General features: G+C 66.1%; 12 protein-coding genes. 5 read left to right on the forward strand and 7 right to left on the reverse strand.

The window, feature by feature from the left end; all coding sequences use genetic code 11:
• Positions 1 to 14: 14 nt before the first annotated feature.
• Entirely contained in the window at positions 15 to 1,802 is a 1,788-nt protein-coding gene (gene atzF, locus ACE103_RS03390; protein WP_375778330.1) for an allophanate hydrolase, read from the reverse strand.
• Positions 1,803 to 1,838: 36 nt separating this feature from the next.
• Between atzF and ACE103_RS03395 the strand changes: the two genes are divergently transcribed.
• Positions 1,839 to 1,967, forward strand: a complete 129-nt coding sequence (locus tag ACE103_RS03395; RefSeq protein ID WP_375778331.1) for a hypothetical protein — start codon at positions 1,839 to 1,841, stop codon at positions 1,965 to 1,967.
• A gap of 72 nt (positions 1,968 to 2,039) precedes the next feature.
• Here the strand turns inward: ACE103_RS03395 and ACE103_RS03400 are convergent, their stop codons facing one another.
• A complete protein-coding gene (locus tag ACE103_RS03400) occupies positions 2,040 to 2,567 on the reverse strand; it encodes a MarR family winged helix-turn-helix transcriptional regulator (protein ID WP_375778332.1) in 528 nt (175 codons plus the stop codon).
• A gap of 161 nt (positions 2,568 to 2,728) precedes the next feature.
• Between ACE103_RS03400 and ACE103_RS03405 the strand changes: the two genes are divergently transcribed.
• Positions 2,729 to 4,588 carry a feruloyl-CoA synthase gene (locus ACE103_RS03405; RefSeq protein ID WP_375780997.1) on the forward strand — a complete coding sequence of 620 codons (1,860 nt, stop codon included), beginning with the start codon at positions 2,729 to 2,731 and terminating at the stop codon, positions 4,586 to 4,588.
• A gap of 376 nt (positions 4,589 to 4,964) precedes the next feature.
• On the opposite strand, the gene ACE103_RS03410 is transcribed toward ACE103_RS03405, so the two are convergent.
• Positions 4,965 to 5,489, reverse strand: coding sequence for a MarR family winged helix-turn-helix transcriptional regulator (locus tag ACE103_RS03410; protein WP_375778333.1), 525 nt, complete (start codon positions 5,487 to 5,489; stop codon positions 4,965 to 4,967).
• A gap of 82 nt (positions 5,490 to 5,571) precedes the next feature.
• On the opposite strand from ACE103_RS03410, the gene ACE103_RS03415 reads away from it, so the two are divergent.
• Both ACE103_RS03415 and ACE103_RS03420 read left to right on the forward strand, forming a co-directional pair.
• Positions 5,572 to 6,774 carry a cytochrome P450 gene (locus ACE103_RS03415; protein WP_375778334.1) on the forward strand — a complete coding sequence of 401 codons (1,203 nt, stop codon included), beginning with the start codon at positions 5,572 to 5,574 and terminating at the stop codon, positions 6,772 to 6,774.
• A 55-nt stretch (positions 6,775 to 6,829) separates the two neighbouring features.
• Positions 6,830 to 8,056: an ABC transporter substrate-binding protein gene (locus tag ACE103_RS03420; RefSeq protein ID WP_375778335.1), complete on the forward strand. Its 1,227-nt coding sequence runs from the start codon at positions 6,830 to 6,832 to the stop codon at positions 8,054 to 8,056.
• A 318-nt stretch (positions 8,057 to 8,374) separates the two neighbouring features.
• On the opposite strand, the gene ACE103_RS03425 is transcribed toward ACE103_RS03420, so the two are convergent.
• Positions 8,375 to 9,034, reverse strand: a complete 660-nt coding sequence (locus ACE103_RS03425; RefSeq protein ID WP_375778336.1) for an isochorismatase family protein — start codon at positions 9,032 to 9,034, stop codon at positions 8,375 to 8,377.
• A 146-nt stretch (positions 9,035 to 9,180) separates the two neighbouring features.
• Here ACE103_RS03425 and ACE103_RS03430 point away from each other — a divergent pair, with 146 nt between their 5' ends.
• Complete coding sequence (locus tag ACE103_RS03430) at positions 9,181 to 10,131, forward strand: helix-turn-helix domain-containing protein (RefSeq protein ID WP_375778337.1); 951 nt, start codon at positions 9,181 to 9,183, stop codon at positions 10,129 to 10,131.
• Positions 10,132 to 10,287: 156 nt separating this feature from the next.
• Here ACE103_RS03430 and ACE103_RS03435 read toward each other — a convergent pair whose 3' ends face one another.
• From ACE103_RS03435 to ACE103_RS03445, 3 genes are all read right to left on the reverse strand, one after another.
• A complete protein-coding gene (locus ACE103_RS03435) occupies positions 10,288 to 10,740 on the reverse strand; it encodes a nuclear transport factor 2 family protein (RefSeq protein WP_375778338.1) in 453 nt (150 codons plus the stop codon).
• Positions 10,741 to 10,975: 235 nt separating this feature from the next.
• On the reverse strand, positions 10,976 to 12,556 hold the full coding sequence (locus tag ACE103_RS03440; RefSeq protein WP_375778339.1) for a tannase/feruloyl esterase family alpha/beta hydrolase: 1,581 nt from the start codon (positions 12,554 to 12,556) through the stop codon (positions 10,976 to 10,978).
• A 338-nt stretch (positions 12,557 to 12,894) separates the two neighbouring features.
• Positions 12,895 to 14,169: an NAD(P)/FAD-dependent oxidoreductase gene (locus tag ACE103_RS03445; protein ID WP_375778340.1), complete on the reverse strand. Its 1,275-nt coding sequence runs from the start codon at positions 14,167 to 14,169 to the stop codon at positions 12,895 to 12,897.
• Between the last annotated feature and the right edge of the window lie 86 nt (positions 14,170 to 14,255).

Here is a 14,255-nt window from a genome sequence, read left to right on the forward strand (position 1 = left end):
GGCAGGAAAGTCGGTTATCCCTTCGCCTTCTCCGCCATGAACGCCCGCCAGCCGCCATAGGCCGAAATATCCTTCGCGCCGGCGATCGCGGCGGGCTCCACGATGAAGCCCTTGGCTTGCCGTCCGTCGGCGAGCCGGAGCGTGCCGATCGCCATCGGCGGCGGGATCGCGGCGACGAATTTTCCGAATGCGGCCGGCGACATCGCCCACAGCTCGAGCTTGATCGCATGACCCGCTCCCGGCTCGATGCGCAGCATGCCGGGCTTCGGTGGCGTGGTGTCGAGCGCGTAGAGTCTGTAGTCCGCTGCGGTGGCGGTCTCTTCCAGCAGGCGCGCGTCGAGCGTGGTCAGTTCATGATTCAGCGCCATGCCGGAGAGATGCGCGCCGACCACCGCGATCGTGATCTCATCGGCGCCGGCCTGCGCCGGGACCGCGGCAAGCGGCGGCTGCTGCACCGCCTTGGCGCCGACAGCGAGCCCGGTGTCGGCGTGGAAGACGCGGCCGATGCCGGCAAGCGCAGCGTCTCGGCCGGCGGGCGCCAGCAGCGTGATGCCGAACGGTGCGCCGTCGGGCCGCATCGCCGCCGGCAGCGCCAGGCCGCAGAGATCGAGCAGGTTGACGAAATTGGTGTAGGTGCCGAGCCGCGAGTTGAGTTCGATCGGGTTGGCGAGCACGTCAGTCGTGGAATAGACCGTCGGCGCGGTCGGCAGCACGATCGCATCGCACTGCGCGAAGGTGCGCGCGGCAACGCGGCGCAGCGCCTGGAGGCGATAGAGCGCGGAGAACGTATCGGCCGCGGTGAGCCGCGCGCCACCGATCGTGATCTCGCGTGTCACCGGGTGGATCGCGTCCGGCGACGACGCCAGCAGGTCGCGGATCACGAGATAGCGCTCGGCAACCCACGGGCCTTCATAGAGCAGCCGCGCCGTTTCGTAGAACGGCTCGAGATCGAATTCGACGAGTTCGGCGCCGAGCGCCTGCCAACGCTTGCAGGCTTCGCCATAGGCTTTCTCGGCCTCGCGGTCGCCGAAGAAGATCAATTGGCCGCTCTTGGGAATGCCGAGCTTCAGCTTCGCCGGAAACGCCGCGAGCGGGGTCAGCGGCCGGTCGCGCGAGAACGGATCGGCGTCATCGGGCCCGGCCATCACCGCGAGCGCGGCCAGTGCGTCGTCGACGGTGAGCGAGAACACCGAGATGCAGTCGAGTGTGCGGCAGGCCGGCACCAGCCCCGCGTTAGAGATCAACCCGAGGCTCGGCTTGAGCCCCACGATGTTGTTGAGCATCGCCGGCACGCGGCCGCTGCCCGCAGTGTCGGTTCCGAGCGATAGCGGTACGAGACCCGCTGACACCGCGACCGCGGAGCCCGAACTCGATCCGCCCGGCACGAGATCACCGCGCACCGGATTTTTGGGAATGCCGTAGGGTGAGCGCACGCCGACCAGGCCGGTGGCGAACTGGTCGAGATTGGTCTTGCCGATGATGATGGCGCCGGCCGCGCGCAGTTTTGCCACCGCCGTCGAATCCTGCGCCGGCAAATAGGAGAACGCCGGGCAGGCGGCGGTGGTCGGCAGGCCCTTGACGTCGATGTTGTCCTTCACCGCGACCGGCACGCCGTAGAGCGGTAGCGTCGGATCAGCAAGCCGCGCGGCCTCGGCGAGCGCGTCCTGCTCGTCGCGCAGGCTGATGAAGATAGCGGGGTCGTTGTGCTCGCGGATGCGCTGGTAGCTGCGTGCCACGGTTTGTGCCGGCGTCATGGTTCCGGCGCGGTGTGCGGCGACGATCGCGGCGACAGTTTCAGTCACGTGGTTGGCCTCGTCTCTGGCGCGGTGAGGGATCGGATGCCCGCCGCGAAGGAATTGCAGCCTGATCGAAGCAAGCAATGTGCCATTGTGTACAATGCGCTTGCGCCCGTGGCGCGGCGGATTATTGCACAATATCAGTTGCTTGAAATGGTCGCCGGGAGCTGAGGCAAGCTCGCCTGAGAGCGCGTCTGCTCAATTTTCAGGCAAGTAGCATCAAGCCGAAATCCGCCCGATCGATCAGGTAAAGCAGGCGAGGATCCGCAGCAGTTGTTCGCGGTTTTCCTTGCCGATCTTGTCGGCGACGTGCCGCTCGTGCTCGGCGGCGAGCCGCTTGAATTGCGCCAGCGCGGTCTTGCCGCGCCCGGTCAGATGCAGCGCGTGGGAGCGGCGGTCGGTTGCAGAAGGGATCCGGCTGACGAAGGCGCGTTCTTCCAGGCTGTCGAGCAGATGCACCAGCCGCGCGCGCTCGATCCCGAGCCGTTTCGCGACCGCCATCTGGCTGAGGCCCGGATTGGCCCCGATCACGGTCATGACCGAATACTGCGTCGGACGGATATCGACGGTCGCCAGCGTCTTGACGAAGTCCTGGAAGATCCAGAGCTGAAAGCGCCGCACCACATAGCCGGCGTGGCCGACCAACGCGTCGAGGCCGATGTCGTCGCCGGCATCGCCGAGCGTCCGGCCATTCGCCGCGCGTGTCTGGGGGCGGCGGATTGCCGCTCCGGTTCCTGCCGCCTTGCGCGACGTCTGTTGCTTGCTCGCCATGCCTCAAGGCTAGCGCGACGGCGTCGCGAGGGAAAGATTGTTGTTGACGACAACAATTGATGTCCGCAACATTATGACCAAAGAGCCCGGCCGGGACTGCGCCGCCGCACCTTGTTGCAGCGCGATCCTGATAAGACACGGGCGAGGAGGAAACCATGACGATGGCCACCGCTGGCGGAGACGATCCGCACCGCCCGTTCGCGACGCCCGCGATCGTTGCCGTCAGCCGCGGGGACGGCAGCATCCTGGTCCGCTCCACGACGCCGTTGAAGCCGAGCGCCCGCTGCGTCGGCGACTGGCTCGAGCATTGGGCGCGGCAGGCGCCGGATCGTATCTTCCTCGGTGAGCGCGCCAGCGCCGAAGCGCCCTGGAGCACCGTCAGCTATCGCGATGCGCTCGGAATCGTGCGGCGGGCCGCGTCGTGGATCCTGCTGCAAGGGCTGAGCAGCGAGCGGCCGCTTGTCATTCTCGCCGATAACGGCATCGATCACGCGCTGTTCGCGCTCGCCGCCCAGCATGTCGGCGTGCCCTCGGCCGCGATCTCGCCGGCCTATTCCCTGATGTCCCGAGATTTCGACAAGCTGAAGAGCATGATCAGCCTGCTCGATCCCGGCGCGATCTATGTTGTGGGCACAAGACCGTTCGCGGCGGCGCTTGCCGCGATCGCGCCGCTGCATCGGGCGCCCATCGTCAGCGGCAATCCGGATGATGCCGATGCGTTGCCGTTCCGCACTGTCGCGGCGACGCCTGAGTCGCCTGATGTCGCCATCGCCTTCGCTGCGGTGACGCCGCACACGATTGCAAAATTCCTGTTCACCTCGGGCTCGACCGGTACACCGAAAGCCGTGATCAACACCCAGCGCATGCTGACATCGAGCCAGCAGGCCAAGGCGCAGACCTGGACGTTCCTGGAGCAGACCGGCGAGGCGTTGGTGATCCTCGACTGGCTGCCCTGGAGCCACACCTTCGGCGCCAACCACAATTTCAATCTGGTGCTGCGCAACGGCGGCACGCTCTATATCGACGGCGGCAAGCCGGCGCCCGGCCTGTTCGCGGCCTCGCTGGCCAATCTGCGCAGCGTGGTGCCGACGGTCTATTTCAATGTGCCGCGCGGCTTCGACATGCTGATCGCGGCGCTCCGCACCGACGAGGAACTGCGCCGCAAGTTCTTCGAAGGCACCAAATTCGCCTTCTATGCCGGCGCGGCGCTGCCGCAGAATCTGTGGGACGCGCTGGAGGAATTGTCGCTGCAAACCGTGGGACGACGCCTGCCGATGGTGTCGGCCTGGGGCTCGACCGAGACCTCGCCGCTGGCGACCGATTGTCATTTCCTGGCAGAGCGCTCCGGCAATATCGGCGTGCCGATTCCCGGCACCGAGCTGAAACTCGTGCCGTCGGGCGACAAGCTCGAGGTCCGCGTGCGCGGGCCCAATGTTACGCCGGGCTATTGGAAGGCGCCTGAACTCACCCGAGAGGCCTTCGACGACGAGGGCTTTTACAAGATCGGCGACGCCGTCACCTTCGCCGATCCCGCACGGCCCGATCTCGGCCTGTTCTTCGACGGCCGGGTGGCGGAGGACTTCAAGCTCAATTCCGGCACCTGGGTCAGCGTCGGCACCCTGCGCGTCGCCGGCATCGCGGCGCTGGCGCCGCTCGCGCAGGATATCGTCGTCACCGGCCACGGCCGCGACGAGGTCCGCTTCCTGGTGTTCCCGAACCTCGCCGCCTGCCGTTCGCTGGCGGGACTGCCCGAGGGCGCCGACGCGAGGGAGGTGATCAGCCATCCGGCGGTCCGTTCCGCGATCGGGCAGGGGCTGGCACGATTGAAGGCGCAGGGCGGCCATTCCTCCGGCCATGCCACCCGGGCGCTGCTGCTCGCCGAGCCCGCTTCGGTCGACGGCGGGGAGATCACAGACAAGGGTTACATCAACCAGCGCGCCGTGCTGACCCGCCGCGCCGCAGCGGTGGCGGTGCTGGAGGACGACGCGTCGGGTGAGGCGATCCGCTGCGCGGGCTCGTGACTTGATTTGTACCGGTAGAATGCTGGGAGGACGCCACCGCCGTCGTCCCTGCGAAAGCTGGGACCCATACTCCGCGGCCGAAGTGGTGTCCAAAGGTCGTCGTTCGGAGGCCGGGACGACACCGAATTTGTGGCACGTCTGGTGGACCCCACTTGAGCCGTCGGCACCGGTTCCCTGGAGCCTCGCGCCGCACACGCGCGTTTTTAGTTGCCATGGCAACTAAGCTGTGCGAGTTTCCGCACCCATAGGGACAGGGCCGGTCAACGGCCACGCTTTTGGGAGGACAATGTTGCGCAGCAGCGCGCGAACGGCACGCATGGAAGTCCGGGCGAATATCGCGGTGGCGCAGGGCGCCGCCCGCGGTCCCGCCGTGCGGTCAGGTCGAGCTTTGCCCGGTCACGGCGCCGAGATTCTCGTGCAGCCGGCGCAGCAGGTCGATCAGCACCTCGCGCTCGTCCTTTTTCAGGCACGACAGCAGCCGCCGCTCGCGTTCCAGCGCCGCGACGATGACCTTGTCGTGGATGGCGCGGCCGCGCGCGGTCAGGGTGATCGAATGGGTGCGGCCGTCGTCGGGCGCGGTACGAATCGTCAGCAGGCCGCGCTTCTGCAGCGCCGCGAGGTTGCGGCTGACCGGGCCCTTGTCGAAGCCGATCACCTGGCAGATCCGGGAGGCAGGAATCCCCGGCTCGATCGCCAGTTGCGAGATGATTCGCCACTCGGTGACGTTGACGCCGAAATTCTTCTGGTAAAACGCGGTGGCGCTGTTCGACAGCTTGTTGCCGATGAAGGTGATGAACGCCGGCACATAGCGATTGAGGTCCAGCAGCGGGCCATCGGTGGCATCTGCGGGATCGGCCGGTTTGGGCCGGCGGGGCTTTCGGGGGAGGGGCTGGCTGCTCATTTCCCAAATCATCGCTGCGAAACTGTTCGGGAGCAATAGACATGCGGCCCGTATTGACAAGATCAAACCTCGGGAGGTCCCGATGACTGCAACAGTAGCTGCGTCCATCCCGCATCTCGACGTCGATCCGTTCGCGCTCGAGTTCTTCGCCGACCCGTTCCCGACCCATGAACGGCTGCGCGAGGCCGCACCCGTGGTCTATCTCGACAAGTGGAATGTCTACGGCGTGGCGCGCTATGCCGAGGTCCATGCCGTGCTGAACGATCCGGCGACGTTCTGCTCCAGCCGCGGCGTGGGCCTCAGCGACTTCTCCAGGGAAAAGCCCTGGCGGCCGCCGAGCCTGATCCTGGAGGCCGACCCGCCGGCGCATACCCGCACCCGCGCGGTGCTGAGCAGCGTGCTGTCGGCGACCGTGATGAAGCAGCTTCGCGGGCGATTTGCCGCCGCGGCGGAGGCCTGCATCGATGCGCTGCTGGAGAAGCGCCGTTTCGATGCGATCGAGGACCTCGCGGAAGCCTATCCGTTGTCGATCTTCCCGGATGCGCTGGGCCTGCGGCCGGAGGGCCGCGAGAATCTGCTGCCTTACGCAAGCCTGGTGTTCAACGCCTTCGGGCCGCCGAACGAACTGCGCAAGCAGGCGATCGAACGCTCTGCGCCGCACCAGGTCTATATTTCCGAACAGTGTCAGCGCGACAATCTCACCCCGGATGGTATTGGCGCCTGCATCCACGCCCATGTCGATAGCGGCGCCATTACCGCGACCGAAGCGCCGCTGCTGGTGCGCTCGCTGCTGTCGGCCGGTCTCGACACGACCGTCAACGGCATCGGGGCCGCCGTCTACTGTCTCGCCCGCTTCCCCGACCAGTTCCAGAAACTGCGTAGCGATCCGACACTGGCGCGCAACGCCTTCGAGGAAGCCGTGCGGTTCGAAAGTCCGGTCCAGACCTTCTTCCGCACCACGACCCGCGACGTGGAGCTCGGAGGGGCCACCATTCCCGAAGGCGAGAAGGTGCTGATGTTCCTGGCCGCGGCCAATCGTGATCCGCGGCGCTGGGAAGCGCCCGATAGCTACGACATCACGCGTCGTACCTCGGGCCATGTCGGCTACGGTTCGGGCATCCACATGTGTGTCGGCCAACTGGTCGCCCGCCTCGAAGGCGAGGTGATGATGGCGGCGCTGGCGCGCCGTGTCGCCAGGATCGAAATCACTGGCGAGCCGAAGCGGCTGTTCAACAACACGCTACGCGGGCTCAGCAGCCTGCCGGTCGAGATCACGCCGGCCTGACGAGAAGCTCAATACCGGCAAACGGTTGGTTTAAGGAAGCATGGGAGGGGATACGATGACGAGCTTTGGGGTTGGGCGATTTGGGATCGGACTTGCGCTGGCATTGGCCTGCGCCGCCGGCAGCGCGCGTGCGGAGATATCCGACAATGTCGTGCGCGTCGGCGTGCTCAACGATATCTCCGGCATCTTCCAGGACACCAACGGCATGGGTTCGGTGGAAGCCGCGCGGATGGCGGCAGAGGATTTCAACGGCGGCGGCAAGGGCATCAAGGTCGAGATCGTCTATGCCGATCACCAGAACAAGGCCGACGTCGGCTCCGCGATCGCGCGCAAATGGCTCGATGTCGAAGGCGTCGACGCCATCGTCGATGTGCCGAACTCGGCGGTCGGCCTCGCGATCAACACCGTGCTGCGCGACTCGAGGATGACGTTCCTGGCGTCGTCGACCGCGAGCTCCGACCTCACCGGCAAGGCCTGCTCGCCGAACACCATTCAATGGGTCAACGACGCCTGGGCCACCGGCAACACCACGGCGGCCGCGATGATGCAGCGTGGCGGCAAGGACTGGTATTTCGTGACCGTCGACTATGCGCTCGGCAAAGGCATCGAAGCCGAGGCGACCAACTACATCGAGAAGCACGGCGGCAAGGTGCTGGGATCGAGCAAGCATCCGCTCGGCACGTCGGACTTCGCGTCCTTCCTGCTGCAGGCGCAGAATTCGAAAGCAAAGGTGATCGGTCTCGCCAATGCCGGCGGCGACACCATCAACGCGGTGAAGCAGGCGGCCGAGTTCGGCATCCAGGAAGGCGGCCAGACCATGGTCGCGTTCCTGCTGTTCGTGAACGACGTCCACGGCATGGGCCTGAAGGTCGCGCAGGGCCTGCAGCTGCTCGAGGCCTTCTACTGGGACATGAACGACGACACCCGCGCGTTCGCAAAGCGCTTCGCCGCGCGTCCCGGCATGAACGGCAAGATGCCGAGCGGCAATCAGGCCGGCGTCTATGCCTCGACGCTCGCCTATCTCAACGCGGTTGCCGCCACCGGCAGCGACGACGCCAAGGTCGTGGTGCCGCAGATGAAGACCTTCAAGGGCAAGGACAAACTGTTCGGCGACACCACGATCCGCCAGGACGGCCGCGTCATCCACCCGATGTACCTGTTCGAGGTGAAGAAGCCGGAGGAGTCGAAGTATCCCTACGACTATTACAAGCTGATCGCGACCATTCCGGCCGAGCAGGCATTCCGGCCGCTGGCCGATGGCGGGTGCTCGCTGGTGAAGTGAGCCGCTGGCCGCGCGCGCATCCTCCCCTAGAGGGGGAGGATCGGTTCGCATGAGAATGCGAACCGAGGTGGGGTGAAGGTCTCCCCCAGTCGAACAGTGCCCGTGTTGAGAGATCACCCCACCCCGGATCGCACGTCGCTTCGCTCGTTGCGATCCGACCCTCCCCCTCCAGGGGAGGGTGAGGTGCTCTACACACGGCGTACCGGGTGGAGGGACCGCAACCCTTCACCCGGATCGCATTTCGCTTCGCTTCATGCGTTCCGGCCTCTCCCACGAGGTAGAGGCCGACAGAACGTGCGGCGCGCTGTTCGCGACAAACTACGCAGCCTTCGCCGCCCCGTCGACAGCCTTCACCCGCCCCAGCATCTCGGCCGCCGTCATCACATGCGCGGTTGAGAACGCGAGGATCGTCAGCGTGGCGCGGTGCACCTCTTCGGCCGACAGGGCGCCCTGGCCGACATCGGGATAGTCGAATGTGCCCGTGGCATCCGACAGGAAGACCACCTTGTAATTGTGGAACATGGCGTCGCGCGCGGTGGCGTGGCAGCAGTTCTCGGTGGTCGTTCCTGAAATGATGACCGTCGTGATGCCCCATTCGCGCAGGATGAGATCGAGGTCGGTGGCGAAGAAGGCGCTGTAGCGGTGCTTCTTGATGACGTGCTCGCCCGGCGCGGGTGCAAGATCGTTGAAGATCTCGATGCCTTCGGTGCCGTCGACCAGCGACGAGCGGTCGGCGATCGGCGAATAGAGATCGTCATAGAGCCCCATGTCGCTGCCGTCGCGGCGATGCACATGGGCGGTGTAGATGACGCGGATGCCCTTGTCGCGGCAGGCCTTCAGCGTCTGGGCCAGCCGCGGCACCATGGCGGCGGCCTGTGCCGACCGCAGCTTGGCGCCCTCGGCCACGAAATCGTTCTGCATGTCGACAACGATCATGACGGTGCGGTCGGGATCGATGATGTCGCATTGGTAGCCCATTTGATGTCTCCTCTCCTGGTGGGAGACATTTCTACGCCGGTTCCCGCGGCCGTTCTTGGCTGTGCGGGCCAATCGCTGGACTCTGCTTGCCAGACAGGCGGTAGACGCCGAATATCCCGCTGCCGGGTTGGGCGGGAGCAAGGCCAATGCAGACCCCAGATCACGCAGTCGTCGCGCAGACGCTTGTCGCGCCGGGTGACAGCTTCGACCGCTGGCATCACGTCACCTGCCGCGAATTCTCGCTGACCGAGTGCCGCCGCGTCGCCGACGAGGCGTTTCAGGCAGCGATCTCGATCCGCCATTTCGGACCGCTCGCGATCAACGACATCTGGTCGTCGACGCCGGCCGCCGACCGCATCCGGGTGATGCGCAGCGCGAGCGATGTCCGAAGGGACCCGCGCGACTATTTCATGCTGTGGCTCACCTTGCGCGGCGAGGTCAGCTTCGCGCAAGGCGGCCGCGAGGTGCGGATGCGCCGCGGCGACCTCATGCTGCATGACCAGGCGCAGCCGTTCACGCTCGAATTCGCTCCGAGCGCGCGTTCGATCATGGTGTCGATCCCGCGGCCGCTGCTGCTCGCGCGCCTGCCGGATGCGCAGCGGTTGACGGCACGGCGGGTCGGCAACGCGTCAAAAGTGGGAGCGCTGGCGGGATCGCTGATCCGCCGGCTGACGCGCCTCGGTGACGAGGCGGGGCCCGCGGCGAACCGGCTTGGCGCCTCAGTGCTCGATATCTTCGCAACCACGCTCCAGACCGTACTGACGGACGATGTGCCGCAGCACGGCGACGAACGGCTGGCGCGGGTCAAGGCCTACATCCTGGCCCATCTCGACGATCCCAAGCTCGATCTCGATACAATCGCCACCGCGCAGAACATGGCGCCGCGCACGCTCAATCGCCTGTTCGCGCGCGAGGGCACGACGCCGATCCGCTGGCTGTGGCAGCAGCGCCTCGCCGGCGCCTACCAGGCGCTAGCCGAACGGCGCTTCAGCCATGTCACCGATGCGGCGTTGAGCTTCGGCTTCAGCGACGTCTCGCATTTCAGCCGCGCCTTCAAGGCCGCGTTCGGCCGCTCGCCGCATCAGGTGATGGGGTAACGCTGCTTCTGCCGGTGCGGCCGCGCGGCGGCACGGAGTGATCGCAATCTCTCGACCAGCTCGCACTCCGCTTCGCTTCATGCGGCCCGCCTCGCGCACCAGGCGAGAGGCGGGTCGAGTTCGGCAGCACAGCTGCTGCATGCATCACTGAAGGGACTATTTCGGTGGAGGTGCCTTCGGGAAAGCCGACAGCATCCTGATCTTCCAATTTCCGCCTTGGCCGACATACGCCGCGGTCCAGCGCCCAGTCACATCAAGCGGCTCGCCACTCTGCTTCTTGCCGGTGATGTGATATTCGCCGGTCGCGAGAGCTGTATCCGTTCCCAGCGGCATGGCCTCGTCGACCGTGATTTCATTGTGGTTGAACCCGGCCTTGAAGATGCCCTCGTAGGTGCCGGCAATATCTGTGTGCGATCCGGTCGCATTGACGACCATGCCGCCAGGTGCATAGAGCGCGGCGATTCCGGCACCATCCTGCTTGTTGAAGTTGTCGGCGTAGACCGCTGCCATCTTCGCGAACTGTTGCTTCAGATTTTCATCGCCAGCGGTCGCGACCGCAGGCATCGTGAGCAGCGCAATGAACAGATATAAGGCGGAAGACATTCGCATTGCATTCCCTCCTTAAAACCGTTGTTGAGTATTTGTCTCGGCCAGCCGGGACCGCCATGGTGTAGCACATCAGCGATCGATGCGAGCTGCCGGCTCGCCGCGATACGGCAGTGCCGCTGGCTAAGAGGGGGTAGCCCCGCCGGCGCAACCACGGGGCTCCGCGATCACCGCAGGCGCTGCCGCGCTCGCTCCACACAAAGGAGAGAAGCGATCCGAAGCTGTGATGAGACTCATCTCACCGCGTGCAGGCGAAACTCGCCGACGCCGTGACCGGTCCCGTCTTGTAATGCGGCCATGCCGGCCAGCGGCACAATGGCAGCGCGCGGATTGTGTCGAAGGCCGGCGCCTCGGTCTTCTGCTCGCGGACTTCGAGATCGCCGGGCGCCTTGCCGTTCTCGACCCAATCGACCAGCACGGCCAGCATGTCGACATTGGCGGGTGCGCCGGAGCCGACATGGTCGACGCCAGGCGCAGTGTAGAGCCGAGCGAACTCCGCGACCTTGTCCTTGCCGAGCGTCTTCTCGACGTTCTCGAAGTAGCGGATGCCGGCATAGGGGCTTTGCGCGTAGTCGGACATGTGTTCGAGGATCACGAGCTTGCCGCCGCGGGCGTGGAAGCGCGTGAGGTCCGGATCGGTGGAATCCATCAGCGCGGAGACCTCCAGCACGCGCGCCTTGTGGTCCTCGGGCTTGTAGGTCGTGACGTCGAGTCTCGGATCGCGGGCGAAAACGTACTGAATGCCGCCGGCGCCGTAGATCCAGGCGATGCCGTTGGTCGGAGCCGGCGGCTGTGCCGGCGCCGCGCTGCCGAGCCACCAGGCCTTCCAGCCGCCGGTCGGGCCGAACGCCGGCGTATTCTCGCCCGACACGCCCCAGCCGGGATAGTCGTCGAGGCCGTTGGCGAGCGGGAACGAGAATTTATACGGCGCATGCAACGTCTCGATCGCGGCAATCTGCTTGTCGGTCAGGCAGTCGTCGCCGCTGTGGCCCGCGGCGCATGCCAGCGTCGCCGGCTTGAACGCGGACTTGCAGCCGACGGGGTCCTGCACCAGTGCGTCGTCGGAGCCGTCCTGCGTGTCGCAAGCCCTGAGCACGGCGTCGGCGACGAGCTTGACCTGCGCCGGCCTGATCCAGCCGTCGCCCATGGTGACGAGGCCGGAGCGGGTGCCGGCATGCTGCAACCCGACCCAGTTGATCACAGGCACGCGCGCGAAAATGCCGTCGAAATCGTCGGGATAGCGCTGCGCCATGGTCAGCGCCTCGCGGCCGCCCTCGGACGATCCCATGAAATACATCTTCGCCGGCGGCTTGCCGTAGGCGTGGGTGATCAGTGCCCGCGCGGCGTCGCGCACCTTCTTGTAGGCTTTGTGCGAAAAATTCGCGAACGCCTCGTCGTTGAGCGCGAACAGTTGCGGCGGCTCGCCGGGCTTCTGCTCGTGGCCGGAGTCGGTGCCATAGGTCGCGAAGCCGAGCGCCAGCGGCGAGGCCTTGTCGAAGGGATAGGCCGGCGGCAGGCCAAGGCCTGATATCAGCACGCCGTTAAAGCCGCCGCCGCCATATTGCAATGAGCGGCCGTTCCACTCGACGGGCAAGTTGACCTCGAACTTGATCGGCGGCGCCGTGGGATCGGCGGGATCGATATGGGCGAGCACCTTGCAGAACGCGGGATTGGCCGGGATGATGCGGCCGGCCGGCGTCGGCGCCTTCTCGGAGACCGAGAGCGGCGATGGTGCCTGGAGCGTGGCACTGTCGATCTTGACGGCGCCGTCGGCGGGACCGGCAAGGCTGCTGCAGGTCGCCGCTGGATCGCCGGTCATTCCGGCCGCAAATGCGGTCGAAGCGCACGACATCAACGTGACAAGCGAAGTCGCGAGCGCCCATGTGCACGCATTGATCCGCATTGTTTCCTCCCCATTTAAATATTGTTGCTATGGCAAGTATTTCACGCGCTATCTTGCCGCACAATGGTTTGAACGTAGTTCCGTCATCCCCGCGCAAAGGCTTCGCCTTTGTCGCTGGAGGTGCGAGCGGAGCGAGCCTCGAAGGATGAATCGGCCACCAGCCGGGCCGTCGACCCTTCGAGGGCTGCCGAAGGGGCGGCCACCTCAGGGTGACGGTTTAGACTGTCTGAGATGGGGGCCGCGCCGAGCAGCGCCTACTGCGCGACCTTGCTGCTGCCTTGCGTGATCAGCCGTGCGGCGCGCTGGTCGCGGGTGTGGATCCAGAGCCAGTTCATCGCCACCGCAATCCGATGACGTACGCCGATCAGGAAGTAGATGTGGGCGAGGCCCCAAATCCACCATGCCAGTGAGCCGCGCAGCTTGAGCCAACCGAAATCGATCACCGCCTTCTTCTTGCCGATCTGCGCGAGGCTGCCGGCATGCTTGTAGCGGAACGGCGGCAGCGTCTTGCCGTCGAGCCGGGCCTTGATCAGTGCGGCGACGTAGCGCCCCTCCTGCTTGGCAGCCGGCGCGATGCCGGGCACTGGATTGCCGTCGGGGCCCTTGATCGTGACGGTGTCGCCGACCGCGAAGATGTCGGGATGACCGGGCACCGTCAGATCGGGCTCGACCTGCAGCCGATGGGCGCGATCGGCCGGCGCGTTCAGCCATTCGGCGGCGCGCGAGGCGCGCACGCCGGCGGCCCACACGATGGTGCGCGCCTCCAGCCGCTTGCCGCCGAACACGACGCCGTCGGCCGAGCATTCGGTGACCGGCTCGCCCAGCATCACCTCGACGCCGAGTTTTTCCAGCGACGCCTGCGCGTAGGCCGAGAGATCGTCCGGGAAGCCGGCCAGCACGCGCGGGCCGGCCTCGATCAGCACCACACGCGCCCTGCGCGTGTCGATGTGACGGAAGTCCTGCGGCAGCGTGTCCTTGGCGAGGTCGGCGATCGTGCCGGCCATCTCGACGCCGGTCGGCCCGGCGCCGATGATGACGAAGGTCAGTAGCGCCGCGCGCTTGTCCGGATCGGTCTCGCGCTCGGCGCGCTCGAAGGCGACCAGGATACGCCGCCGCAGCGTGGTGGCGTCCTCCAACGTCTTCAGGCCGGGTGCGAACGGCTCCCATTCGTCATGGCCGAAATAGGCGTGGCGTGCGCCGGTGGCGAGGATCAGCGTGTCGTAGGGAATGCTGCCGCCGTCGTCGAGCTGCACTTGCTTCGGCGCCGCGTCGACGCCGCAGACATTGGCGAACAGCGTCGTCACCTCGGGCCGGTCGCGCAGGAGATAGCGGATCGGCCAGGCGATCTCGCTTGTCGCAAGCGACGCGGTCGCCACCTGATAGAGCAGCGGCTGGAACAGATGGTGGTTGCGGCGGTCGATCAGCGTGATCTCGACCGGCGCGCCTGCGAGACCGAAGGCGGCTTCCAGCCCGCCGAAGCCGGCGCCGACGATCACCACGCGATGAGGTTTGGTCGGCGCTTGCGTCATCTGATGTCGCCCTCGGCTTCGAACGGCTTCGTCATTTGATTATGTAGTCATTCGCGGCCTCATTCCAACACGAAATGCCCGATCGC

It is taken from the genome of Bradyrhizobium sp. ma5 (assembly GCF_042258955.1).
Taxonomy (GTDB): Bacteria; Pseudomonadota; Alphaproteobacteria; order Rhizobiales; family Xanthobacteraceae; genus Bradyrhizobium.